General features: G+C 52.4%; 22 protein-coding genes. 14 read left to right on the forward strand and 8 right to left on the reverse strand.

Annotated elements, in window-relative coordinates:
• Nucleotides 1–302: 302 nt before the first annotated feature.
• The 4 genes from RBT11_07650 (at nucleotide 303) to RBT11_07665 (ending at nucleotide 4,207) form a co-directional block, all read left to right on the forward strand.
• Nucleotides 303–1,202 carry a cobalamin-binding protein gene (locus tag RBT11_07650; GenBank protein MDX9786633.1) on the forward strand — a complete coding sequence of 300 codons (900 nt, stop codon included), beginning with the start codon at nucleotides 303–305 and terminating at the stop codon, nucleotides 1,200–1,202.
• On the forward strand, nucleotides 1,199–2,206 hold the full coding sequence (locus tag RBT11_07655; GenBank protein ID MDX9786634.1) for an iron ABC transporter permease: 1,008 nt from the start codon (nucleotides 1,199–1,201) through the stop codon (nucleotides 2,204–2,206). The genes RBT11_07650 and RBT11_07655 overlap by 4 nt, the downstream gene beginning before the upstream one ends.
• Nucleotides 2,206–3,018: an ABC transporter ATP-binding protein gene (locus tag RBT11_07660; GenBank protein MDX9786635.1), complete on the forward strand. Its 813-nt coding sequence runs from the start codon at nucleotides 2,206–2,208 to the stop codon at nucleotides 3,016–3,018. The genes RBT11_07655 and RBT11_07660 overlap by 1 nt, the downstream gene beginning before the upstream one ends.
• A gap of 79 nt (nucleotides 3,019–3,097) precedes the next feature.
• Nucleotides 3,098–4,207 (forward strand): response regulator, encoded by a 1,110-nt coding sequence (locus tag RBT11_07665; GenBank protein MDX9786636.1) that lies wholly within the window; start codon nucleotides 3,098–3,100, stop codon nucleotides 4,205–4,207.
• 62 nt (nucleotides 4,208–4,269) lie between these two features.
• On the opposite strand, the gene RBT11_07670 is transcribed toward RBT11_07665, so the two are convergent.
• Complete coding sequence (locus RBT11_07670) at nucleotides 4,270–5,955, reverse strand: hypothetical protein (protein MDX9786637.1); 1,686 nt, start codon at nucleotides 5,953–5,955, stop codon at nucleotides 4,270–4,272.
• Between the two features lie 216 nt (nucleotides 5,956–6,171).
• Between RBT11_07670 and larE the strand changes: the two genes are divergently transcribed.
• Nucleotides 6,172–6,999, forward strand: a complete 828-nt coding sequence (gene larE, locus RBT11_07675) for an ATP-dependent sacrificial sulfur transferase LarE (protein ID MDX9786638.1) — start codon at nucleotides 6,172–6,174, stop codon at nucleotides 6,997–6,999.
• An 86-nt stretch (nucleotides 7,000–7,085) separates the two neighbouring features.
• Here larE and RBT11_07680 read toward each other — a convergent pair whose 3' ends face one another.
• Nucleotides 7,086–9,176: a thioredoxin domain-containing protein gene (locus RBT11_07680; GenBank protein ID MDX9786639.1), complete on the reverse strand. Its 2,091-nt coding sequence runs from the start codon at nucleotides 9,174–9,176 to the stop codon at nucleotides 7,086–7,088.
• Nucleotides 9,177–9,227: 51 nt separating this feature from the next.
• On the reverse strand, nucleotides 9,228–9,950 hold the full coding sequence (locus tag RBT11_07685) for a lysophospholipid acyltransferase family protein (GenBank protein ID MDX9786640.1): 723 nt from the start codon (nucleotides 9,948–9,950) through the stop codon (nucleotides 9,228–9,230).
• A gap of 371 nt (nucleotides 9,951–10,321) precedes the next feature.
• Between RBT11_07685 and RBT11_07690 the strand changes: the two genes are divergently transcribed.
• From RBT11_07690 to RBT11_07715, 6 genes are all read left to right on the forward strand, one after another.
• Nucleotides 10,322–10,981 (forward strand): NAD(P)/FAD-dependent oxidoreductase, encoded by a 660-nt coding sequence (locus RBT11_07690; protein ID MDX9786641.1) that lies wholly within the window; start codon nucleotides 10,322–10,324, stop codon nucleotides 10,979–10,981.
• 557 nt (nucleotides 10,982–11,538) lie between these two features.
• The gene (locus tag RBT11_07695) at nucleotides 11,539–11,985 is read left to right on the forward strand and encodes a transcriptional repressor (GenBank protein ID MDX9786642.1); all 447 of its coding nucleotides are present in this window, start codon (nucleotides 11,539–11,541) and stop codon (nucleotides 11,983–11,985) included.
• A 29-nt stretch (nucleotides 11,986–12,014) separates the two neighbouring features.
• Nucleotides 12,015–13,475, forward strand: a complete 1,461-nt coding sequence (locus tag RBT11_07700) for a catalase (GenBank protein ID MDX9786643.1) — start codon at nucleotides 12,015–12,017, stop codon at nucleotides 13,473–13,475.
• A gap of 97 nt (nucleotides 13,476–13,572) precedes the next feature.
• On the forward strand, nucleotides 13,573–13,920 hold the full coding sequence (locus RBT11_07705) for a cytoplasmic protein (protein ID MDX9786644.1): 348 nt from the start codon (nucleotides 13,573–13,575) through the stop codon (nucleotides 13,918–13,920).
• A gap of 21 nt (nucleotides 13,921–13,941) precedes the next feature.
• Nucleotides 13,942–14,244: a ferritin family protein gene (locus RBT11_07710; GenBank protein ID MDX9786645.1), complete on the forward strand. Its 303-nt coding sequence runs from the start codon at nucleotides 13,942–13,944 to the stop codon at nucleotides 14,242–14,244.
• 84 nt (nucleotides 14,245–14,328) lie between these two features.
• A complete protein-coding gene (locus RBT11_07715) occupies nucleotides 14,329–15,909 on the forward strand; it encodes an SDR family oxidoreductase (protein MDX9786646.1) in 1,581 nt (526 codons plus the stop codon).
• A 56-nt stretch (nucleotides 15,910–15,965) separates the two neighbouring features.
• Here the strand turns inward: RBT11_07715 and yeiP are convergent, their stop codons facing one another.
• Together yeiP and RBT11_07725 are read right to left on the reverse strand one after the other, a co-directional pair.
• Nucleotides 15,966–16,538, reverse strand: coding sequence for an elongation factor P-like protein YeiP (gene yeiP / locus RBT11_07720; protein MDX9786647.1), 573 nt, complete (start codon nucleotides 16,536–16,538; stop codon nucleotides 15,966–15,968).
• Nucleotides 16,539–16,705: 167 nt separating this feature from the next.
• The gene (locus tag RBT11_07725) at nucleotides 16,706–18,025 is read right to left on the reverse strand and encodes a lytic murein transglycosylase (protein ID MDX9786648.1); all 1,320 of its coding nucleotides are present in this window, start codon (nucleotides 18,023–18,025) and stop codon (nucleotides 16,706–16,708) included.
• A 580-nt stretch (nucleotides 18,026–18,605) separates the two neighbouring features.
• Between RBT11_07725 and rho the strand changes: the two genes are divergently transcribed.
• The gene (gene rho / locus RBT11_07730; protein ID MDX9786649.1) at nucleotides 18,606–19,682 is read left to right on the forward strand and encodes a transcription termination factor Rho; all 1,077 of its coding nucleotides are present in this window, start codon (nucleotides 18,606–18,608) and stop codon (nucleotides 19,680–19,682) included.
• A 102-nt stretch (nucleotides 19,683–19,784) separates the two neighbouring features.
• Here rho and RBT11_07735 read toward each other — a convergent pair whose 3' ends face one another.
• Complete coding sequence (locus tag RBT11_07735; protein MDX9786650.1) at nucleotides 19,785–20,027, reverse strand: hypothetical protein; 243 nt, start codon at nucleotides 20,025–20,027, stop codon at nucleotides 19,785–19,787.
• Nucleotides 20,028–20,068: 41 nt separating this feature from the next.
• Here RBT11_07735 and RBT11_07740 point away from each other — a divergent pair, with 41 nt between their 5' ends.
• Both RBT11_07740 and RBT11_07745 read left to right on the forward strand, forming a co-directional pair.
• On the forward strand, nucleotides 20,069–20,203 hold the full coding sequence (locus RBT11_07740; protein ID MDX9786651.1) for a hypothetical protein: 135 nt from the start codon (nucleotides 20,069–20,071) through the stop codon (nucleotides 20,201–20,203).
• Between the two features lie 255 nt (nucleotides 20,204–20,458).
• On the forward strand, nucleotides 20,459–20,992 hold the full coding sequence (locus RBT11_07745) for a nitroreductase family protein (protein MDX9786652.1): 534 nt from the start codon (nucleotides 20,459–20,461) through the stop codon (nucleotides 20,990–20,992).
• A gap of 111 nt (nucleotides 20,993–21,103) precedes the next feature.
• On the opposite strand, the gene RBT11_07750 is transcribed toward RBT11_07745, so the two are convergent.
• Nucleotides 21,104–21,376, reverse strand: a complete 273-nt coding sequence (locus RBT11_07750; GenBank protein ID MDX9786653.1) for an HU family DNA-binding protein — start codon at nucleotides 21,374–21,376, stop codon at nucleotides 21,104–21,106.
• 183 nt (nucleotides 21,377–21,559) lie between these two features.
• The gene (locus RBT11_07755; protein MDX9786654.1) at nucleotides 21,560–23,116 is read right to left on the reverse strand and encodes an FAD-binding protein; all 1,557 of its coding nucleotides are present in this window, start codon (nucleotides 23,114–23,116) and stop codon (nucleotides 21,560–21,562) included.
• Between the last annotated feature and the right edge of the window lie 16 nt (nucleotides 23,117–23,132).

The raw sequence follows: 23,132 nt of genomic DNA on the forward strand, positions 1-23,132 counted from the left end.
TCTTCAAATCTCATCTTCCGAATCTCCTGTCGCAATTCTGTCGGCTTCATATGCACCTCCATAGGTACATATAAAACCGGACAAATCATGTGCTACAAGTCCGGACAATTCATTTGTTCGTAACAGGTGTGGAAAAATTAATTGTCTATTCAATAGGAATGTTCTAAATTTCAACTCAAAAAAAATATTGAGGCCGTCATCAAGTATCACATTGGGCATGAGCGCGTGCGCATAATGCTTATGCGGCTGATTTAAGGTTAGTATTTTATGCGAAACTGGGACTGCAAGCGCTGGTTGGTGGAATGAAACAATATAGGTTGATCGCGATATTGATCGTTTTGAGCATCAGCGGGTTTTCTTTCGACACCGAGGCGCGCGAGGTGTCGGATGCGGTGAACCGACGGGTTACGGTGCCGGATTTGCCGAAACGCGTGGTGGCGTTGGCGCCGAGCGTCACTGAAATCGTGTTTGCGATAGGCCGGCAAGATCTGCTTAAAGGGGTGACGCAATACAGCAATTATCCGCCTGAGGCCGGGGCGATCTACAAGGTTGGCTCCTATGTAAAGCTGGACTTGGAAAGAATTGTGGCCTTGAAACCGGATCTTTGCATCGCCACCAAGGACGGAAACCCAAAGGAGATCGTGGAACGGTTGATGTCGCTGGGGATCTGCGTTTATGTGATTGATCCACGGTCATTGGATACCATGCTGGACTCGATCACGCAAATCGGCGTGCTGTTGAATGCGACGGATGCGGCCTGCGCTTTGGTGCGTTCTCTTCAGAATCGAATAGACGAGGTGGCGCGTTTGGTTGCCAACGTCGAGCACCGCCCCAAAGTCTTCATTCAGATCGGTGTGACGCCCATTGTTTCCGTGGGCACGCAAACCTTTATTCACGAGCTTATCGAGCGGGCGGGCGGTGTTAACCTTGCCCGGGGAGATACACCTTATCCCCGGTTCAGCCGGGAGCAGGTCCTGGCCCTTGCGCCCGAAGTGATCATCATTACTTCCATGGATCGGGCGGCTGTTTTCGAACAGATTAAGGCGCAGTGGTCCAGGTGGCCGACGATACAGGCAGCGAAAAATCAGCGAATTTACGTTGAGGATTCGGATCTGTTCGATCGGCCGACGCCGAGGTTGGTGGATGCTTTGGAACGGTTGATACGGCTGATTCACCCGGCGCTTTTTAAGGAGGTTCCATGAGCGCGGGCGGGTCCGGGGTGTTAAAGCAAATCCTGTTTTCTTCGAGCTTGTTGGCCCTGACGCTGGTATTGCTTTCGCTGGCCGGAATATGTCTGGGCTCTTCGGAAAGCAGCTTCATGGATGCGTTGCGGGCCTTGGTGAATGCGCCGCAAAGCGACCCGATGCTTCATACGATTATCTGGCAATTGCGGGTGCCTAGAGTTTTGCTGGCCGGTTTGGTGGGTGCCACGTTGTCTCTCGGCGGACTCGTTTTTCAGGCGATATTGCGTAATTCGTTGGCAGAGCCTTATATTCTGGGAATTTCCGGCGGAGCGGCGATTGGCGCTATTGTAGGCATTTTGCTGGGATTGCCCAGATTCCCGGGCGTAACCCTGACGGCGTTTGCCGGCAGCAGCATGACACTGGTGTTGTTGCTGATGATGACGTCCGGGCGATCCGTATTGAAAGAATCTTCCCTGCTGCTCTCGGGGGTAATGGTCAATGCGTTTTGCTCCGCGGTGATCATGTTTCTGGTGTCCCTGACGCAGGATACCAGACTGCATAATATCATCTTCTGGCTTATGGGGGATTTATCCCAGGGCGAGCTGGTGGAAGTGGTTTTAATGATGGCGATGCTGGTCCCCTGTATTCTGCTTGTGTTTCGGTATGCCAATGCCATGAATCTTTTTCTCATGGGACGGGATATCGCCAAAACCATGGGGGTCAATATTCGGGTTGCCACGCTGACGCTGTTGCTGGTAACCTCTTTGATGGTCAGCGCCACGGTCAGCTATTGCGGCCTGATCGGATTTGTGGGGTTGGTTATTCCCCACCTGTTGCGATTGGTTCTGGGCGCCGATCATCGGGTGCTGGCCCCCGCGTGCGTGATCGGCGGGGCTTGCTTTATGGTTGCCTGTGATATTCTGGCCCGCACCCTGCCGGCTCAGGGAGAAATGCCGGTCGGCGTCATTACGGCCATGATCGGTGCGCCGATATTCATTATTCTGCTGAAACGGTCCACCTGATGAAAAAGGCGATTCATATTGAGCACCTGTTCCGCACCTACAACGGCACGTCGATATTGAAGGATATCTCCTTTCAGGTGCTGCCGGGGGAATTTTTCATTATTATCGGACCCAATGGATCCGGAAAGACCACGTTGCTTAAAACGCTTGCCGGAATTGATTTACCCCAAGGCGGACGGGTGAATGTGTTTGACCGGGCGCTTGAGCGGTATTCCCGGAAAGATCTGGCCAAAACCCTCTCCTTTGTTCCCCAAAACATGCCCCTTGATTTTCCCTTTACGGTGGCGCAGACGGTTTTGATGGGCCGATACCCGCACCTGGGCGTATTGGGGTTTGAAGGGGAAGCGGATATTCAAATCGCTCAACGGGCAATTGAATTTACGGGTGTAACGCACTTGTCCGGCCGCAAGGTGGATCAGCTCAGCGGAGGCGAACGCCAGTGCGTTTTTATCGCCCGAGCGCTTTGCCAGGAGCCCCGGCTGCTGCTTCTGGATGAGCCAACCGCCTCGTTGGACCTGGCCCATCAGGTTCGAGTGATGGATTTGATGGCACGGCTAAAGCGGGAAACCGGCATGACGGTCGTGATGGTGTCTCATGATGTGAATCTGGCCGCCATGTATGCGGATCGGCTGTTGCTTCTCAAATCAGGTCAAATCGCCGCCTTGGGCGCGCCGAGGCAAGTGATGACCTTTGAAACCCTGGAATCGGTTTACGGATGTCCCTTGCTGGTGGATGAAAGTCCCTTGGATGGGTTGCCCCGCATCACGCTGGTGCCAAGCCGCTTTTTATCCGTTCGGGATAATAAGGAATAGGCTTTATTGTGGGTCGGGCGCCGAATCTTGGAATCGTAAAACAGACGACCCCATAAAATAGCAATCAAAGGTATTTACCGTGAAAAAAACGAAACCGCTGGTGATGATAGTGGATGATAACCCGACCAATATCGATGTGCTGGTGGATACCCTGAAGCGGGATTACCGGTTGAGAGTCGCGAAAACCGGCGCCAAAGCCATTGCCTGTGCCGAGACCCAGCATCCCGATTTAATCCTGCTTGATGTCATGATGCCCGGAATGAATGGGTTTGATGTCTGCGTCCAACTCAAGGAAAATCCCAAGACTGCCGACATTCCCGTCATATTCATCACGGCGGTAAATGATCCCATGCATATTGCGCGCGGATTTGAGGTCGGTGCAGTGGACTATGTCACCAAACCTTTTTATGGGTTGGAAGTGTTGGCCAGGGTTCAAAATCATTTGACCATTCGAGAAATGCGGGAAGCCCTGAACGCGCAAAACACGATTTTAGAGCAGAAGGTCAAAGAGAAAACAGCGGCCCTCGAAGAGATGTTTAATGCCACGATTCAAACCATGGCCCTGGCCGTCGAGATTCGTGACCCTTATACGGCCGGTCACCAGACGCGGGTGGCGGCGCTGGCCTGCACCATTGCCCAAAAAATGGGGTTGCCCGATCGTCAGATCGAGACCATCCGATATGCCGGACTGCTTCACGATATCGGTAAAATTCGAATTCCCGCGGCCATTATGAACCGGCCGGGAAAATTGTTGCCGGTGGAGCGGGAAATTATTCACATTCATCCGCAGGTCGGTTACGATCTGCTGAAAAATATTCCCTTTCCATGGCCGATCGCCGAGATTGTCTATCAACATCATGAAAAACTCGATGGGTCCGGTTACCCACGCGGCCTTGCCGGGGATGAGATTCTTCTGGAAGCACGGGTGTTGGGGGTGGCGGACTTGGTGGAGGCGGAAAGTTCCCACCGGCCATATCGGCCCACCATGGGTATCGAATTCGCCTTGGCTGAAATCGAGAAAAACCGTGGTATCCTTTACGATGAAAGGGTGGTGGATGCCTGCCTGGCGCTCTTCAGGGAAGACGGGTTTTCTCTTGAGACGCTGACGCTATTGGTGGAAGCCGATATAAAGCCAATCGATTATATGGGCGATTTCGGGGGAGGGGATTCGCGAATCGATTTTTATTAAGCATCAGAACAAAAAGCGCTTCAGTCGAGCTTTCCGGCTGAAGCGCTTTTGCCAGCTGTTCTTTATTCCGATTTTCCCGCCACGGGCGGAGTTTGCGCCGGATTTTCTTCTGCCGGTGCTTGTACGGCGCTTTCTTCAGTTGGCGGGGTCCGAACCGGCTCTTTCGCTACGGTTTGCGCCGGCTTGAGTTTCGCATCGATATCTTCTAATTTCAGTTGAATAAGCTGTTTTTCAGCATCCGCTGTCGCAAGGTCCGCAGCTTCTTTTAGATAGCCGGCAGCGGTCTCCAAGCCTTCCGGTGTGCCATCCCCTGCGGCGATGTCCGCTTTAAACAGCAGGGCGGTGAGGTCGATCCGGTTCAAATGAAGTGTAATGTTTTGGCGTGTTTCATCCGTGGCGGCAAACGGAAGCGCCTGCGCCAGAAGATTTCGGATTTGTTCAATATCCGGTGTGCCCGGTGCGGTCATAAGCCTGTTTGCCCGGTTAAGGTGATTTTCAACGATAAGAGGCCCCACTTCAGCCCTTGAATAAACGGATTTGGCGTGTTCCGGAATTTCCATTCCTGGCAAAATCGCGATTCGATCCTTCCCCATGGGCGCCCATTTGCCTTGCCACACCTCCAGTGCCCCGTCCTTGGCAATAAGATAATATTCCGTCGTGTTTTGATAACTGGCAAGAATAAGCAATATAAAGACGGCGGCCAGAGCCATGCCCGCGAAGATCGCTTTTTTAATCATGGGATTTAATCCTTTCCATGCATTGAACAAGGGTTTCTCTGTTTCAGCCATATTCTGAGAGACGCTGGCGATAGGTTCCGGCCGATAAATTTCCGGCTCGGGCGGCGGAGCGGATGCTTCCGCATGGGGTGTTTCAGGAGGTGCGGGTGCGCTTGCCGCCAGTGTCGCCTCTGGTTCAGGTGAAATTGCTTCGGGCGCCGGCTCGGGGGCAGTTTCGGCTTCGATTGGGATTGCTTCGATCACGGGTTCGGCCGCTTCCGGTTCGGAAACCGGTGCCACCGTTTCGGACTGGGGTGCGGTCTCTTCGGCAGCGGAGGCTTGCGTTTCTATTATGGCTGGTTCTGAATCGGGTACGCTCAGATCAAAGGTTTTAAAGAGCAGCTTTCGGATCCGTTCGGTTTCCGCTGAATCAAGGCCCGATACGAAGGGTGGTGATTCAACAGCAGCTTTCGGTGCAGCCGGAGGCACATAGAGAGTTGCCGGTGGTTGCGTATCGAACTTTAACTTTAACAGCTCTGAGATGGGAACCGGCGGCGCCTCGGGTTCCGGCGCGGGTGCAACTGCTTCTGCGACCGGTGCTTTTGGTTCAGGGGGTGCTTCTTGGGCTGGTTCTGAATCGGGTACGCTCAGATCAAAGGTTTTAAAGAGCAGCTTTCGGATCCGTTCGGTTTCCGCTGAATCAAGCCCCGATATAAACGGCGGAGAGGAAATGTGTTGCCGGGCCGTTTCGTCCGATGGCACGCTGAATAGGTTATCGGGTTTGACCGTATCGAATTTTAACAGGAGCAGTTCTTTTACGGATAAGGCTTTGGCTGGTTTCGGAGCCGATTCTTTGGCTTTGGTTGAGGATGCCTTTGATGTTTCCGGTGTCGCCTTTTTGGGTGTGGCCTTTGCCTTTGGTTTTTTTGAAGCCGCTGTCACCGGTTTGGTAGCTGCTTCCTGGCCGGAATCCGATTTAGCTTTTGCATTTTTCTTTTTTGAAGTCGATTTTAATAGACTTTTTTTTCCCATAAAAACCTCTTTGCGTTCGTTATAGACCATGGTCTATAATTGATACATCTGTTCACAGAATATGGCTGCTTTCAAGGATGATGAAAAAAGCGTTACCGACTGAAAAAAAACTCCCGTACGGCATCTATCCGGCAACCGTATCCAAATTGAGGTTTTTTGTAAACTTATTTTTCCACTTTGAATTGGACTGAATGATCCCGGATTACCGGAGTTGAAATGAGAAATGAGCCTGAGTACAAGAAAAAACAATTAGCGGCGATTTTATCGCGTTACGACGCTATGGCCGTGGCTTTTTCCGGTGGGGTGGACAGCACTTTTTTACTGGCGATGGCGAAAAGGTGCTTGGGAAAAAAGGCGCTTGCCGTCACGGCAGACTCTCCGTTTTTTCCGCGGCGTGAACTGGTGTTTGCTAAACGCATGGCGGATAAGATAGGTGTGGACCATCTTGTCTTGCCGATAGCTGTACTCGATGACAGGGAAATAACCGATAACCCGCCGGAACGATGCTATTTTTGCAAGCGATTGATTTTTACGGCGCTTGCAACGGAGATGGCAAAACGCCGCATCGAGGTGCTGGCCCACGGCGCTAATCTGGATGATCAATCGGATTACCGACCCGGCGCGCGGGCCGCGTTTGAACTGGGGGTGGTGGCACCGCTCACCCTGGCGGGGTTGAATAAATCGGATATTCGAATTCTTTCAGAGCATATGGGCCTTGAAACCTGGAATAAACCGGCCATGGCGTGCCTGGCCTCGCGCATTCCCTATGGCACGCGGATTGACCCGAACGCACTTGATATGGTGGAAAAAGCGGAAGCGGTGCTTCAGGATCTGGGCTTTGCCGCCTGCCGGGTTCGCCACCACGGCCGGGTGGCCAGAATTGAGATTCCTGAGGATGACCTTCAACATATCCTTGAGGTGCCGATTCGCAACCGGGTTGTTTCACGCCTTATTGGTATCGGTTATCTTCATGTGGCGCTGGATCTTGAAGGGTACGTGCGAGGGGGGATGAATCGGGCGTGGAGCGTAGAGCATAGAACATAGAGCATAGAGCGTGGAGCATAGCGCTTCGCGCGGGGAGGATGGCGCGTGGCGAAAAATATTTTTCGGCCATCTCCCGATATCGGCTTTCAGCGCTTCGCATTCAAGTTGTTCATCATCTCATCAATATCCGTGGTCGGCAGGTTGCAGGCGAAATTTCTGCATACATACGCGGTGGCCTGCCGGTTTATGGGGGTCATGGCCGTTGTGAAAGGGGTCAACCGGCCAATGCCTTCATTCGGCCCATCCGGTTTAAAGATAAGGGTGGTTTCGGGCAAAAATTGTTTTTGAAGCGTGCCCAACATGCGTTTTGTATCTGGCGCATTCGGGTTTCCAACGACAACGACCTCATAGTGCGGGTGCAACGCAAAGCTGAGCGCCGTCAGAAAATGGGTGTTTGCCGAAGGATTGCGGGAAACCAGGGTCGAAAAGGCGATCATGATGCGCTCGGCGGCTTCGCCATAGCGGGTCGAGCCGGTCAGTCCGTTTAGGCGCAGCAGGTTCGAAATGGCAACTGAATTTCCGGAGGGCAGGGCGCCGTCATGAATTTCCCGGTACTTGAACAAGGGTTCCTCGCCGTCTATGGCGGAGATAAAAAGGCCCCCCTTTTTCGAATCCTGAAACCGGCTCAGCATTTGGTCGCTCAGCGCCATGGCGGCTTCCAGGTAGTTCGCGTCAAACAGGGATTCGTAAAGCGCGATAAGCCCCCAGATGAAATAGGCATAGTCATCCAGAAGGCCTTCCCCTTGCGCCTTGCCATGACGAAAAGACTTGAGCAGGCGGCCATTTGAATCGCGAAGGGTTTTTAATATGAAATCTGCTGCTCGTTTTGCGGTCCGGGTGTAGATGGGCTCATTTAAGACGCTGCCCGCTTTTGCCAGTGCGGCAATCATCAGCCCGTTCCAGTCGGTCAGAATTTTATCATCCTTAAACGGATGAACGCGACGGCTTCGCACTGCGAGCAGCTTTTGTCGGCTTTCTTCGATTTGCGCTAACAGGACCGATTCGGACAAGTTCATCTCCTGCGCGAACGCTGTTGGCGAGTGCTTCAGGTGCGGTATGTTGACGCCCTCCTTTTCCCCGCTGGCCTCATTGTGGAAATTTCCCTCTTCGGTCAGGCCATAGACCTTGGCAAAAAGGGCTGCCGCTTCCTCGCCGAGCACCTGTTGGACTTCCGCGAGGCGCCAGACATAAAATTTGCCTTCAACCCCTTCACTGTCCGCATCCTCGGCCGTGAAAAAGCCGCCTTCCGGCGCGCATAAGTTGTCCATGACATACATGGCGATATGTTGGACCGTTTCCCGGTAGAGCGCATTACCGGTCACTTGCCACGCTTCCAGGTATGCCATGGTGATCAGCGCTTGATCGTAAAGCATTTTTTCAAAATGCGGCACCAGCCAGTTCGCATCTGTCGCATAGCGGTGAAAACCGAACCCGATGTGATCGAAGATGCCGCCGTTGCGCATTTGCTGCAACGTGGTTTCCACCATTTTTAACAGGCCGGTGACGCCGCTGTGACGGTATTGTCTTAACAGAAAGGTGAGCTGATGCGGCGTGGGGAATTTGGGCGCAGTGCCAAATCCGCCATGAGCTGCATCAAAGCGGGACGAGAGCTCGTTTTCAGCCCGGGTGAGGGTGTCCTCAGTCAGGCGGTACCCGGGCGGCAGGGTGCTGGTTTCGGCCATCAGGTCGGTGATTTTATTCGCGGTTTTCAGAACATCTTCCTGACGGTTCATCCATGCCTCGTGAATTGCGGGCAACAGTTCCATCATGCCGGGTTTTCCCCAGCGGGTGGACTTCGGAAAATAGGTGCCAGCAAAAAAAGGCTTTTTGTCGGGTGTCAGCACGACCGTCATGGGCCATCCGCCGCTGCCGGTCATTTGTTGCGTGACGGCCATATAGACGGCATCCAAGTCCGGACGCTCTTCCCGGTCGACTTTGATACTCACGAAGTGCCGGTTGAGAAGTTCGGCGACCGCCTCATCCTCAAACGATTCATGGGCCATCACATGGCACCAGTGGCAGGTGGAGTAGCCGATGGAAAGGAAAATCGGCTTATTTTCCGACTTTGCTTTCGCGAGGGCCTCGTTGCCCCAGGGGTACCAGTCCACCGGGTTTTCGGCATGCTGCAGCAGGTAAGGGCTGGTCGCGTGAATCAAACGATTTTGATAGGTAGTCATGGCATACACTCCTTGCAAATTGAATCGGCGGCGACGGGCTTTCGTTTTTTCTTATAATGCCGATTCAATTGCGTTTCTTGTCCGTTCCATTAGTTCCGGAAGATTCTCGATTGAATATTCCGATAGGTCGATGGGCGGATGTATGGTCAAGGTGACTCGCCCCGGCATTAGATTCAACCCATCCGGGGGCAGAATGTTTTTCGTGCCGCTGATGGAAATCGGTAAAATCGGCAAGCCCAGATCGAGTGCGAGCCGAAAAGCCCCTTTTTTAAAGGCCCCCAATCGACCATTTCGGCTGCGGGTGCCTTCCGGGAAAAAAACGATGGAGGTGCCGCCTGTGATGTTTTCCTTGGCGGCATTAATGGATGCGAGTGCCGCCTCGGTATTGGATCGGTCCACGATAATATGGCCGACTTTTTCACAGGCAAGCCCCAAAACGGGAACTTTTCTTAATTCCTTTTTCATGATCCATCGTAAATCCATTCCAAGCCAACCGTATACAACGAATATATCAAACAGGCTTTGGTGATTGGCCACAATGACATAAGCGCGCAGTGCGTCAAGATGGCCGCGACCCCGCACCGTTATCTGCGCCGGAGTCGCATATATATTAGATCTGGCCCAAAGCATGCCACACCATTTACCGGCAAAGCGTTTCGAGAAAAAGCTGAGCGCGATTGCCGCAGCACCGAAAATCAGCGTCGTCAGGCCAAGAAATGGAATGAAGATGAGCCATTTATAAAACTGGTATGCAAAACTAGCCGTTTTGTTCATAACGCTTGTTTCCTAACCCGATAACGCCGGTAAGCCAACCAATCTGCGGGTCAGTTTTTTAATAACAACGAGTTGTTAAAAGCAATGCCGCCTTTTTTATAGGTTTATGTTCAATATAAGGTCGTTTTACCTGAAAGAAAAGCCGTCAAGTAAAAAGATCTTTTATCAGAAACATAACCGAAAAAGCATGCCTGATTATACAGGAAGATTATACAGGAAGCCTTGCCAACAAGTTTCTTTCCTTGTATAAACTCCGATTTATAAGCATAGTCTCGGTTGCTAACAGCCCGCTGATAACGGCCCGAACTTACCGAGCGGTGAAGCGAAATGACGAAAAAAACCATTTCCCCGGAAAGAAAAAGGAGCGAATTATGAAAGATGGAGAAAAAGGAGCGATTTTACAACGGGACAAGGAGACCTTTGCCGTTGCCCCTCATATTCCCTGTGGTGTGTTGATGCCGGCACAGATGCGCAACATTGCGGATGTGGCGGAGAAATACGGCGCTGCGGCCTTGAAAATCACCAGCGCTGCGCGGATCGCCATGGTGGGCATCAAAGGAGCGGATATTGATGCGGTGTGGAAAGATCTCGGCATTACTCCGGGACACGCGGTCGGTCTGTGCGTTCGCAGCATCAAGGCTTGTCCCGGCACCGCGTTTTGCCGTTTGGCCAAGCAGGACAGCTTGGGCATGGGTATGAAACTGGACGCAAAATATCACGGGGTGGAATTGCCCAGCAAAACCAAAATAGGCGTCAGTGGTTGCGCCAATCAATGTGCGGAAACCTGTATCAAGGACATCGGCTTGGTGGGTTCGAAAAACGGATGGAAGGTATTGGTGGGCGGTTGTGGAGCTTCCACGCCCAGATTGGCGGATACCCTGACCGAAAGCCTCAGCGATGAGGCGGCCCTTTTGCTGATTGATAAGGTCGTGGCCTATTATCGAGAAAACGGCAAGAAGCTCGAGCGGATTGGAAAAATGATTGACCGGGTAGGATTTGACGCCTTTAAGTCGGCGGTTTTGGGCGAATGATATTTTTTCCGTTCAACGCGTTTTTTTAGACCGAATATCATTTCAGTGATTTTAATTCCCGGCGAATTCCATCATTATCTTCCGGCAGCAATCTCTTGCTGCCGGGAAAATTCGTTCTCTTGCGGAAATTCTAATGCTGATCTGTTAAAAGTTTCTCCTCGCGCCCGGCCATTATATTCAAAATGATAAAAACAACTTTCGCTGATGGTGCAGCAGCTTGAAATGATAACCTTTTTTCGTTATGAGCCAAATTGTCGCTTGACATCGGTTGATCGGGTTGCTAAACGATAAACGATATCAATTGATTTAAACTATCGTTTAGGTTCATTGCTGAAAAGATACATGCCAAAACCCGAATGTTCATATTTGAACGGTAAAGTTTTTTTTTGCTTTAAGCCTTATCGCCTTCTATCTTTCAATTTCCGGCGAAGCCGGATTTGGCCCTTTACCAGAAACATGCACGCATTTGCGTGTATATTCGCCGAACCTGAAAGATGGCTTTTATGCATCCCAGCATTCCAGCATCCGGCTTTGCCGGATTAGAATGGAGTCTCCGAATGGCAGACCCGAAGGACAGAATGGCTTCGATTCTCGAAAAGCTAAAAAAAACCGATCACAAGCGCACACCCCAACGGCTGGCGGTTGTCAAAATTCTGGCCGGCAGCAAAGGCCATCCGAGTGTCGAGCAGATTTATGAGCAACTGAAAGTCGATTTTCCGACCATGAGCCTGGCCACGGTTTATCGCAATGTCATGCTGGTAAAGTCTCTTGAGGAGGTGCTAGAGTTGGGCTTTCCGGATGGAAGCAATCGCTACGACGGCAACAAGCCCTATCCCCACCCTCATGTGATTTGTGTTCAATGCAAAAAGATTATTGATCCGGATCTGGACAGCCTTAACGATATGGCCCGGGAAGTCGCCCGGGAAACCGGTTTTCAAATTTTGACCCATCGACTTGATTTTTTTGGCATTTGTCCGGAATGCCGGCATAAGGCCAAACCCTAAATGAACCTTAAACCTAAAAGGAGGGCACCATGAGTGATAAGAAAAAGTTGACAAACAACGCCGGCGCGCCGGTCATGGACAACCAGAATGTCATGACCGCCGGTCCGCGCGGTCCCCAGCTTCTACAGGACGTTTGGTTCCTGGAAAAACTCGCTCACTTTGATCGTGAGGTGATCCCTGAGCGCCGGATGCACGCCAAAGGCTCTGGCGCCTACGGTACCTTTACGGTCACGCATGATATCACTCGCTATACCCGTGCGAAAATATTTTCCGCGGTGGGGAAAAAGACCGACCTTTTCGCTCGGTTTTCCACTGTGGCTGGTGAGCGGGGTGCCGCGGACGCCGAGCGCGATATTCGGGGCTTTGCCATCAAGTTTTACACCGAGGAGGGCAACTGGGATCTGGTGGGCAACAACACGCCCGTTTTCTTTTTGCGTGACCCCTTGAAGTTTCCGGATCTGAACCATGCCGTTAAGCGTGATCCGCGCACCAACCTGCGCAGCGCTAAAAACAACTGGGACTTCTGGACCTCCCTGCCCGAGGCCCTGCATCAGGTGACCGTGGTCATGAGCGACCGTGGCATTCCGGCAAGCTACCGCAACATGCACGGTTTCGGTAGCCACACCTTCAGCTTCATCAACGCCAAAAATGAGCGATACTGGTGCAAGTTCCACTTTCGCACCCAACAGGGCATCAAAAATCTCACCGATGCTGAGGCTGAGGCTGTAGTCGGCAAATGCCGTGAAAGCCATCAACGCGACCTTTATAATACCATAGAGAAGGGCGATTTTCCGCGCTGGACCCTGTTCGTCCAGATCATGACAGAGGAGCAGGCTGTTAAACTTCCCTACAATCCGTTTGATTTGACCAAAGTTTGGTACAAAAAGGATTATCCCCTTATCGAGGTGGGGGTCATGGAACTCAACAAAAATCCGGAAAATTACTTTGCCGAGGTGGAGCAGGCGGCCTTCAATCCGGCCAATGTGGTGCCGGGCATTAGCTTTTCACCCGACAAGATGCTCCAGGGCAGACTCTTCTCCTATGGTGATGCTCAGCGTTACCGGTTAGGGGTCAACCATCACCTCATCCCGGTGAATAAGGCCCGCTGCCCCTTTCACAGTTTTCACCGCGACGGCCAGATGCGGGTGGACGGCAACTACGGCTCGACTCTCGCCTATGAACCCAACAGTTATGGTGAGTGGCAGGAACAGCCCGATTTCTCCGAGCCGCCTCTGGCACTGAGCGGAGCTGCGGCTCGCTGGAATGCCCGCGAAGATGACAGCGATTACTATACCCAGCCGGGCAAGCTCTTTCGCCAGATGAGCAAGGAGCAACAGGAGGCCCTGTTCGGCAACACCGCCCGCGCGATGGGGGATGCGCCGGAAATGATCAAGATTCGCCACATCGGGAACTGCCTGAAGGCAGACCCGGCCTACGGTGAAGGCGTGGCGAAGGCCTTGGGTATTTCGCTGAGCAACGTGCCGAAATAAATAACGGTCAGCCAACAACCGGTTCAGCGGACGGTGCAGCGGATTGCCGCTGAACCGGAATGACAGGCAATCGTTCAAAAAATGACGGGGTTAACTCATGAAAAAATTCGTCCTGTTTGTCTTCAATGGAGATCCCATGTGCTTTATCCATGTGCTGTTGAACGCATTGGACATGAAAGCCAAAGGACATGAAACGAAACTCATCATGGAAGGGGCTTCGGTCAAACTGATTCCTGAACTGGTGAAACCCGGAAACCCCTTAACTGGATTGTGGAAAAAAAATTTGGAGGCGGGGCTTGTTGAAGGCGTTTGTAAAGCCTGCTCAAATAAACTGGGAACCCTTGAGGCTGCCAAAGCGCAGGGACTGCCCCTTCTGGATGACATGTCCGGTCATCCCGGCATGGCCGCTTATCGGGATAACGGATACGAAATCATCACCTTTTGATTCGGAGTGAGGAGAATAGACATGCCGGAGTTTGGAACACCTTTTTCAGGATTGGCAAAGGACAGGAAGCTGACGAATGAAGAGCTTATCAGAGCTATTCGATTCATGGTGGCGGCAGAGTATGAAGCAATTCAATTGTACATGCAACTTGCGGAGTCTACAGACAACAAGCTGGCCATCGAAGTGCTTAAGGATATTGCCGATGAAGAACGCGTTCACGCGGGGGAGTTTTTGCGATTGCTCCGTGAACTATCCCCCGATGAAGAAAAGTTCTATGCGGAGGGGGAAAAAGAAGTAGAAGAAGAGATCGCGAAAATGAAGTAGCAAGTACGAAAGTATCATCGTGCCATAAACCCGGTGCCGGCAGCGGCTGATAAGCGCGCCGGCGCCGTGAGGTCAGGTATTCAGATGAAAGCGGTGTACGGCATCAACACGAATTCAAAAATTGACGACAATCAAGACGCCCTGGCAGCCATGCTTGAGTGCATTCCTATTTTAGAAAAAATTGCGGAACAATCCGAACTGTTAGCGCTCTTGCCGGAATCCGAGCGGATTGCGCTGATCACCGCGGCCGGGAAAATATCCCGGCCCGACCGCAAGGAGATCAAAAAGCGGAATAAAGACAGAAAACATCAGCAGCGTCTGGTGGTTGTGGAAAAAGAACGCGGGCTAAGGGCGGCCACCGGGATTCGAAAGGCCAGGGAAGCCGCGGTCTTTACCGCCCCCCTGCGAATTTCGGTGTCCGATAGGGAAGCTGAAAAGGAAGGTGCCGCACGAACGCTGGAAACGCCGCGAAACTGTTATGTGTGCAAGGCCGAGTTTACGAGGCTTCATCATTTTTATGATGCCATGTGTCCGGAATGCGCCCAATTCAATTATCGGAAGCGTTTTCAGACCGCTTCCCTGAAGGGGCGGGTGGCCCTGATCACGGGCTCCCGGCTCAAGATCGGCTACCAGGCCACGTTGATGATGCTTCGGGCCGGGGCAACCGTGATTGCCACCACCCGCTTTCCAAAGGATTCGGCGTTGCGATTTTCCGGAGAAGCGGATTTTTCCGACTGGGGCAACCGGCTTCATATTTACGGGCTGGATCTTCGCCACACGCCCAGTGTGGAACTTTTTACGGATTACTTCAGAGAAACCTACCAGCGCCTGGATATACTCATCAACAACGCCGCGCAGACGGTTCGCAGGCCGCCGGGATTCTATGCCCATCTGATGGAAAATGAAAATAGGGGGCTGGCCGAATTGCCAATGAATGCCCAAGCCCTTTTGCGTCATTACCAGTCTTGCATTTCTCAGCTTGAATTCGGGCAAACGGAGCATGTGGGCCGGGAAAAGGCGCTGCCTGTTACCTGGAACGGAACCGCCCCGGGCGTGGGGTTGCGCATGTCCGCGCGACTCTCTCAGATTCCCTATTCTTATGACCATTCCCTGAATGTGCCGGAGGTTTTTCCGGCGGAAAAACTCGATGCCGATCTTCAGCAAGTGGATCTTCGAAAGACCAATTCCTGGCGGCTGCGGCTGGGGGAGATACCGACCGCGGAAATGCTGGAAATTCAACTGGTCAACTCCGTGGCGCCCTTTGTTTTGTGCAACCGGCTGGCCGATCTGATGAAGCGGGATTACACCGGGGAAAAACATATTGTAAATGTTTCAGCCATGGAGGGCAAATTTCTGCGGTTTAAAAAGGGCAGCCGCCACCCTCATACCAATATGGCTAAGGCGGCTCTGAACATGCTGACCCATACCGCGGCCGAGGATTTGGCCAAATACGGGATTTTCATGAATGCCGTTGACACCGGCTGGGTCACGGATGAAGATCCAGCCATTCTGGCCAAGCACAAGCAGGATTGCCATGATTTTCAGCCTCCCCTGGATATTGTGGACGGCGCTGCAAGAGTCTGTGATCCTTTCTTCCATGGCATTCTGACGGGAAAACACTGGCAGGGTAAATTTTTGAAAGATTACTTTCCCATCGACTGGTAGACCCGCCAGGGCAATCGCATGTCATGTTATCATTTGGAGCTCTTTAAATTTATTTTTCAGCTTTTGGCCCGAGACATGAACTGGCCTGTTTCCGTGTTCACCCGAATCACCTCGCCGACTGCCATATAATCGGGCACCAGCACGGTAACCCCATTGGAAAGTTCCGCAGGTTTATTGCGGTTCGTGGCGGAGGCGCCTTTGATGGTCGGCGCCGTGTTCACAATTTCAAGGTCGATGGCTTGAGGCAGTTCAATACACAGGGGGTGGCCTTCGCGCAGCAGCACCGTAATCCCTTCCAACCCCTCCACCAGCCACTGACGCTGCCCTTCGAGGTTATCCGCCGACAGGGTGTATTGTTCATAATTCTCGCTATCCATGAACGTATGCATATTCTGATCACGGTAGAGATAACTTACCTTCCGCCTGTCCACCGTCATCTCTTCTAGCGAATCGCCACTCTTGAAGGTTTGGTCTAGTTTCTGGCCGGTGATCAGCGACGCGAACCGTACCTTGCACAAGGTGTTGCCCCCCCTTGCCGTAGGGGTGTGAATATCGATTTGTTTGACCTGATAGGGCTGCTCGTCAATGTTGATGATATGTCCTTTTTTAAGATTTCCGGCTTTTAGCAAAATTCTCTCTCCTGTAATACCTATCGAATGATGTTAATTTGAAATACGGTTGGACAAATGTCCCTTCCATTTCGAAAGGTTCCTTGTTTTTACCCATCCTTCGTCGAAAGGAGTAAGGTATTTAACAGTCACCTTCCATGAACGATTTCCTCCGGAGATTCTTGAAATTATACCGGCAGATTATTGTTGGCAATCGAATTGTCTTGCGATAGTGCTGCTGCGAGCGCCCGCAGGCGTTGCAGCAAGCCGGGCGCGGGATAGCCGTCCGGCGGCAGTGAAAGCTTCTTCTGGAATTCGCGGATCGCGGCGCGTGTGCGCGGACCCAGCAGGCCGTCCTCCAATCCGGCATCGAAACCGAGGCGGTTGAGAAGCTGCTGTATTTCCTCTGCCTCGGTGCGTGAGAGCGGTTTATGCTCTGCATCCCGGCCGGTCGCGAGCTGTGGAAACCCGATAATTCGGTCTGCCAGATGACCGACGGAGATGGCGTAGTTGATGGAACGGTTCCAGCGCATGATGACCCGGAAATTGTCGTAAACCAGGAATGCCGGGCCGTTATGGCCCTGCGGCAGCACGATGGCGCCTTCCATATTCGTCTCCTGCAAGGCCGTGCCGTCGGTTTGCCGTACCCCAAGCGATGACCACTCGGCCGGCGGCTTTTTTATATTCAACGTGGCAAGCATCAGGTCGAAGTCCTTCGGAAGGCGCACCTCGCGACCCCAGGTTTCACCCGGCCGCCAGCCCATGTTGGCGAGGTAGTTGGCCGCCGAAGAGAAGGCGTCCGGCAGGCTGCCCCAGATATCCTTGCGGCCGTTGCCGGTATAATCCACGGCATGTCCGACGAAAGTTGAGGGCATGAACTGAAAGTGCCCCATTGCACCAGCCCAGGAGCCTGTCATCGCATTCGGCGAGATGTGGCCCGCCTCGATAATTTGCAGTGCGGACAGAAGCTCCGTTCGGAAGAAATAAGCGCGTCGCTGGTCGAAGGCAAGCGTTGCCAGTGTATCGATTACACGGAACCCGCCAAGATTGTTGCCAAAGTTTGTCTCCAGCCCCCAGAATGCGATGAGATAGCGTGGTGGCACGCCGTATTCGGAATGAATTTTATCCAGCAGGTCGCGATGCGTTTTCAGCAGTGCCCGACCGCGGTTTATTCGCTCGTCGTTGACGCTTCGGCGAAGGTATGTCCAGAAGGTCTGAGTGAACTCCGGTTGGCGACGGTCGAGTTCGAGCACGCGCATCACCGGCGCGATATGGCGCAGCGCCGCGTCCAATGTCGCCTCGGAGATACCTTTCTCGCGCGCCTCGTTGCGTAGCACCTCCAGCCAGTCTTCGAAAGCCTGTTCGGAAAGCGCCTCATGCGCCCCAGCCTTGCCGGTTTCTTCCTGGGCCTGTGCGTTACCCTTCTGCCAAGGTGCGAGCAACAAAGCCGCGCCTATTGCTGCTACCAGTGTAAGTCCCCAGCGCCTTGTCGTTTTCAAAAAAGTCATTCAAGTCCTTTCCTCTCGGGGCCGCATCAACTCTTGGCTAAAATGAGACGATTTGAAATTGTCATTGATGCTTATTTCTATAATAGGATGTATGTAAAATAAAGCTGTAAATGTTACGCCAAACACAACTTGCCGACATACCGCAAAGCACCCATTAAGCCGGTGACTGCCAATCACCCACCGGTTTTCTTCTGGTTATTCGATATGGAATAGACGGTCCCGATCAAATAGACAGTAACGAAGTGGCTTGTAATTATCCGGGAAAGTATATACGATGAGGGCGATTTCAGAGGCTTGGGTTTTATGAGGAGCAGCTTTTTTATAGGAGTGCCCCGTATATAATTTACTCACCTGTGGGTTCAAAGGTGAGGTCCTTCCGGTCAATCCGAAATACGATAAGATACTTGGACAAAAATGCTATCCGAATCCGGAATCCATAGATCCGCTGCCGGACCCGGCGATCCTTGTGCTTAACCAACATTCCGCAATGGGTATGACCGAACGCGGGGCAACACACGGTGTCGGCTGTGTGCCTTCACTTACACGGCAGTGCCAGATTTTTCAGCTAAGGAGCAATTGATTGGAAACTGTAAAAGGACATTTGGAAATATTGGACAGGGGGTTTGGATTTTTGCGTGATATCGACAAAAATTTCGAGCCGGGGCCGGCAGACGTTTTTATCCCGGCGCACTTCATTGAGGCGCATCGACTGCGTGAGGGAAGCTTCATCGTGGGGACCGCGGTTCCCGGCGCATCTAAGAGCGGCAGTCTAAAACTCAATCGAATAGAAACGATCAACGGCGTTGCATTTGAAGACAGTTTGAAAATCGAGCAACTCTGGAATCGGACCAGCATCAGTCCGACGGAGAGATTGATTATGACCCAGGGCTCGAATGACTTGATGGGCAAAGTGCTGGACATGATCGTGCCGATCGGAAAGGGGCAGCGGGGGCTGATTGTCTCTCCGCCCAAAACCGGTAAGACAACCATTATGCGTCATATGGCCAACGCCATTGTGACCAACCACCCCGAAGTGACGGTTTTCGTGCTGCTGGTGGATGAGCGTCCCGAAGAAGTGACGGATTTTAAAAGGGGGCTTAAAAGCGCCCATGTGCTGTACTCTTCCGCGGATCAGAAAATTTACCAGCATATGCGTATGACGAGGCTGGCTATGCATACGGCTATTCGTTGCGCCGAAGTGGGCCGGGATGCGGTGGTTTTTATCGATTCTTTGACCCGAATGTCGCGTGCTTTTAACGCGGAAACCGATAGTTTCGGCCGGACCATGACCGGCGGGCTGGGTGCCAACGCGCTGGAGGTGCCGAGAAAAATATTCGGCGCGGCGCGAAAGGTCGAGGACGGCGGATCATTGACCACTATCGCTACGATTCTGGTGGACACCGGCAGCCGCATGGATGATATCATCTTTCAGGAGTTCAAGGGCACTGGCAACATGGACCTGGTATTGAGTCGGGCTTGTGCCGAGCAAAGGGTGTATCCAGCGGTCAACATCAATCAATCCGGCACCCGCAAGGAAGATCTGGTGATGACGAAAGACGAGCTTCACCAGGCAATCGAAATCCGGCGTGCGTTGGCGCAACTCGATGAGCTTACCGCCATGACCCGGCTTCTGGAATATTTGGACGGGAAAAAATAAGGGAAGATGGGGACGCTTCAACGCAGCTTCACGAACACGTATCCGTCGTTTATATATCCGAACCGCCTGAATAGGGGACTGTGTGAGCGGGTCATCCCTTGGTTATATTTCCATGCGGGTTACGGAAATGTGGCCGCTGAAACAGACATCCACGTCACTGCCGGTGGATCGCGGGCGGTCATGAATAATCCCCTCATACTGATAACCGGTCTCTTTTTTGGAAAACCGGTATGAATGCGGATGCTTGTCAATGGGGCACATGAGATGGGAAATCTTGGATGATGCTGTAATGGGGCTTGGCAGGTTGATATTCCAGAACATTCCAATAGTTAGCGGTTTTTTCATAGAATAAAAAAGAACCGACGCAGTAAGACGGAGGTGACATTATGGCCGATATGAGAATTGAAGATTATTTTTATGAAAGCGATAAAGGGCATGTGGACACCCGACATGAGAATTTTGAGTGTGCAAACCCAGACGAAAATCTCGGATGTGATCTGGGAATCGATGTTCAGGGGTAATCTTCGCAATACGTTGACCCTGATCAATATAGAAAGTTTATTTCAACTGCAGCAAAAGGCAGCGCCTCTATCGAGACACTGCCTTTTTGCGTGTGGCATGAGCGCTTTTTTTGCGGCTGTTTCCCGATCAATGTCGCGCTGGGCTCGATTGGCGCGTGTTTCAGGCGGCGCAACCTTGACAATTGTGTGAATGGAATGCTTTATTAAGGCGATCATGCGAGGATATTAAATGCGTCGAGGAAGAAAGGAACGCTTATGTTTATCGACTTGATCAGATCGCGAAGAAGTATTCGAAAGTTTCAGGACCGGCCGGTCGAGCCGGAGAAAATTGATTCTCTGGTGGAAACCGTGCTGCGTGCTCCGTCCTCAAGAGACTTGAATCCCTGGTCCTTTGTCGTGGTTACCGACCCGGATATGATTTCGGCCTTGTCCAAGGCCAAGCCGCATGGCGCTTCTTTTCTGTCCGGCGCACCGTTGGCGATCGTCGTTTGCGCGGATCCAGCCAAATCGGATGTGTGGGTGGAGGATGCATCCATTGCTGCTATTTATCTGCACCTGGCGGCAACGGACCTCGCGCTTGGCAGTTGCTGGATTCAATTGCGGGAGCGGATGCACGATGCGCACCAAAGCGCAGGCGATTATGTGTCCGGAGTGCTGGGACTGCCCGAAGGAATGGCCGTGGAGGCGATCATCGCTATCGGCTATTCCGCAGAGAAAAAAACGCCCCATTCAAAATCCGGCCTTCCTCACGAGAAGGTTAGTTGGGAGCGTTATGGGCATCAGCGGTGATGCTTTTTGATCCGTATAAAAATAAAAAAGGGCGGTATATTCTCACCACATGAAAAACCGCCCCAATGCATTTCGTCTCGGCATTCAATCCGATGGCTTGAAATGGCTTCTTTAGACCGCTTCCTTCAGCTTTTTGCCGGGTTTGAACTTTACAACATTAGCCGCCTTGATTTTGATGGTTGCCCCGGTCTGGGGGTTTCGCCCTTGGCGCGCTTTGCGGTGGCTGGTTGCGAACGTGCCGAAGCCTGTCAGCGTTACTTTGCCGTCTTTTTTCTTGAGCGCCATTTTGATGCCGTCGAGAAAGGAGTTCAACGCGGCGGTTGCTGCAGCTTTTGAAATACCGGCGTCAATTGCCATTTGTTCAAGCAGTTCTGCTTTTGTCATGAGATGGTCCCCCCTGAAAAGTGTGGTTTTAAAAAGTAAACGGTCGTTGGTAAATAAGGTGGATTTAGTGATAAATCAACAAAAAATAGTGGGAAAAGAACCGTGTCATAAAGTAGGGGTCGGTGATAAACGCCGCGCCTTAAGTTCACGTTTGGGTGAAGGGCGCTATCGGTCTTCCCCGGATTAATTTATATTATTTATGAAATCAGCAACTTGTTTTGCAACACGCTGCCCATCCATGGCCGATGAAACGATGCCTCCGGCATAACCGGCCCCCTCACCGCAGGGGAAAAGGCGAAATAATTGGGAATGCATAAGGTTTCCGGCGTTTCGCGGAATACGCACGGGTGAACTGGTTCGGGACTCCACCGCGATCAGCAGGGCCTCTTCAGTCAGAAACCCTTTCAGTTTTCGATTAAAAATGTCAAAGGCAGCCGCCAGACGGCGGGTGACAAAGGGCGGCAGCAGTTCATGGAGTGGTGCTGAGGCTATCCCCGGCAGATACGATGATGTTGGTAACCTGTCGGAAAGTTTACTTTTGATAAAATCCGTCATTCGTTGGGCTGGTGCACGTTGCCCGTTGCCGCCGCCCATTCGGAACGCCTTGGCCTCAAGCGCCCGCTGAAACGCCAAAACGCTTAAAGGCCCCTTGGCGTGATCAGCTTGAATGTCTTCGGGGAGAACTTCCACGACCATTCCGGCATTGGCAAAGGGTCCCTTTCGCCCGGAAAAACTCATGCCGTTGACAGCCAGCTCACAGGGGCCCGTTGCCGTGGGTACGATATATCCGCCCGGGCACATGCAAAAGGAATAGATGCCTCTATCCTCGTATTGGCAGGCCAGCCGGTAGGTGGCCGCCGGAAGGTTTGAATGCCGCGGGTGGTGATGGTATTGCGCGGCATCAATCAAGGCCTGGGGATGCTCCACTCGCACGCCGATTGCCAGGGGTTTTGCCTCGATGAGAAAGCCCCTGTCATGAAACCACTGATAGAGGTCGCGAGCCGAATGGCCGGCGGCCAGTATGACGGCATCCGCCGTTACCTGATTGCCGTCCGACAGGCGAACGCCGGTGACGGCGCCTTCATTCAATATAAAGTCCGTGACCCTGGCGTTAAAATGAACTTCCCCGCCGCAGGTTGTGATGGTTTCGCGAATCCGTTGAACCACGGCGGGCAATTTATTGGAACCGATATGGGGATGGGCGTCTATTAGAATATCCTCGGATGCGCCATGGTAAACGAGCAGTTGCAGAATCTTTCCCGCATCGCCTCGTTTGGTGGCACGGGTGTAGAGCTTGCCGTCTGAAAAAGTACCCGCGCCCCCTTCGCCGAAGCAGTAATTGGAGTTGGGGTCAATGGTTCCGTCCCGTAAAATTCCGGCGATGCGTTTGCGCCGTGCGCGAACATTCTCCCCTTGCTCCAGGACAATCGGCTTGATCCCGTTTTCAATCAGCGCCAAAGCCGCAAAATAACCTGCCGGACCGGCGCCCACAATGATAACGCGGGGCGTTGGCGCCACGGGTTCAAACCGGAACATCGGTTTATCAGCGGCGTTTTGTCTTTTTGGGTTGATCTCGATTCGAAGGACGAAATGGGGGGGGTTCCGGCGTGCATCGACCGAGCGCTTGATAATGCGATAGTGCTCACCAACATGGGGGTGTTTTTCAAGAATTCGGCGAGAAAGATAAGCCTTATCGTAAATAAACTTTGGAGCTACTGTGATATCGACAAAATGGACCAACCCCGCACCCTTTTCC

This window comes from Desulfobacterales bacterium (genome assembly GCA_034003325.1).
In the GTDB taxonomy this organism is placed as follows: domain Bacteria; phylum Desulfobacterota; class Desulfobacteria; order Desulfobacterales; family JAFDDL01; genus JAVEYW01.

What these genes read in the sequence shown, in the direction of transcription:
- RBT11_07680 (MDX9786639.1), bottom strand. Translation starts at nt 9,176, where the DNA reads ATGACTACCTATCAAAATCGTTTGATTCACGCGACCAGCCCTTACCTG.
- RBT11_07710 (MDX9786645.1), top strand. Translation starts at nt 13,942, where the DNA reads ATGCCGGAGTTTGGAACACCTTTTTCAGGATTGGCAAAGGACAGGAAG.
- RBT11_07700 (MDX9786643.1), top strand. Translation starts at nt 12,015, where the DNA reads ATGAGTGATAAGAAAAAGTTGACAAACAACGCCGGCGCGCCGGTCATG.
- larE (MDX9786638.1), top strand. Translation starts at nt 6,172, where the DNA reads ATGAGAAATGAGCCTGAGTACAAGAAAAAACAATTAGCGGCGATTTTA.
- RBT11_07695 (MDX9786642.1), top strand. Translation starts at nt 11,539, where the DNA reads ATGGCAGACCCGAAGGACAGAATGGCTTCGATTCTCGAAAAGCTAAAA.
- RBT11_07670 (MDX9786637.1), bottom strand. Translation starts at nt 5,955, where the DNA reads ATGGGAAAAAAAAGTCTATTAAAATCGACTTCAAAAAAGAAAAATGCA.
- RBT11_07725 (MDX9786648.1), bottom strand. Translation starts at nt 18,025, where the DNA reads ATGACTTTTTTGAAAACGACAAGGCGCTGGGGACTTACACTGGTAGCA.
- RBT11_07685 (MDX9786640.1), bottom strand. Translation starts at nt 9,950, where the DNA reads ATGAACAAAACGGCTAGTTTTGCATACCAGTTTTATAAATGGCTCATC.
- RBT11_07655 (MDX9786634.1), top strand. Translation starts at nt 1,199, where the DNA reads ATGAGCGCGGGCGGGTCCGGGGTGTTAAAGCAAATCCTGTTTTCTTCG.
- RBT11_07705 (MDX9786644.1), top strand. Translation starts at nt 13,573, where the DNA reads ATGAAAAAATTCGTCCTGTTTGTCTTCAATGGAGATCCCATGTGCTTT.
- RBT11_07750 (MDX9786653.1), bottom strand. Translation starts at nt 21,376, where the DNA reads ATGACAAAAGCAGAACTGCTTGAACAAATGGCAATTGACGCCGGTATT.
- RBT11_07660 (MDX9786635.1), top strand. Translation starts at nt 2,206, where the DNA reads ATGAAAAAGGCGATTCATATTGAGCACCTGTTCCGCACCTACAACGGC.
- RBT11_07735 (MDX9786650.1), bottom strand. Translation starts at nt 20,027, where the DNA reads ATGAAAAAACCGCTAACTATTGGAATGTTCTGGAATATCAACCTGCCA.
- RBT11_07690 (MDX9786641.1), top strand. Translation starts at nt 10,322, where the DNA reads ATGAAAGATGGAGAAAAAGGAGCGATTTTACAACGGGACAAGGAGACC.
- RBT11_07740 (MDX9786651.1), top strand. Translation starts at nt 20,069, where the DNA reads ATGGCCGATATGAGAATTGAAGATTATTTTTATGAAAGCGATAAAGGG.
- RBT11_07715 (MDX9786646.1), top strand. Translation starts at nt 14,329, where the DNA reads ATGAAAGCGGTGTACGGCATCAACACGAATTCAAAAATTGACGACAAT.
- RBT11_07650 (MDX9786633.1), top strand. Translation starts at nt 303, where the DNA reads ATGAAACAATATAGGTTGATCGCGATATTGATCGTTTTGAGCATCAGC.
- RBT11_07745 (MDX9786652.1), top strand. Translation starts at nt 20,459, where the DNA reads ATGTTTATCGACTTGATCAGATCGCGAAGAAGTATTCGAAAGTTTCAG.